A 276-nucleotide genomic window follows, 5' to 3' on the forward strand; every position below is an offset into this window, starting at 1 on the left:
CATGAAGTGTGACTTGAATTGGGCATTTGAGGGAAATACTTTTTCATTCAGTTCAGACGTGCCTAGAAAGCAGTTTTCTGTGGAGATGGCCAGCCCGTGGAGTTATCCAAGCACCGGCGATATCACAGTGGTGCTTGACCGCGTCAAGCAGCGCCTTGAAGTTCATAAGCTGATCTCTAGCAAGCATTACAGCAATGATTCAAAGAAGGCAATCGGCATTGACAAGGGGCTTGCCACCCTGCTTTCCTGCAGCAGCGGCAATGAATATGGTGAAAA

Annotated in this window: 1 pseudogene; it reads left to right on the forward strand. The window is 48.2% G+C overall.

The window, feature by feature from the left end:
- Positions 1-276: pseudogene (locus FD23_RS08905) on the forward strand (RNA-guided endonuclease TnpB family protein); the annotation flags it as partial.

Source organism: Lactobacillus delbrueckii subsp. delbrueckii DSM 20074 = JCM 1012 (assembly GCF_001433875.1).
Taxonomy (GTDB): Bacteria; Bacillota; Bacilli; order Lactobacillales; family Lactobacillaceae; genus Lactobacillus; species Lactobacillus delbrueckii.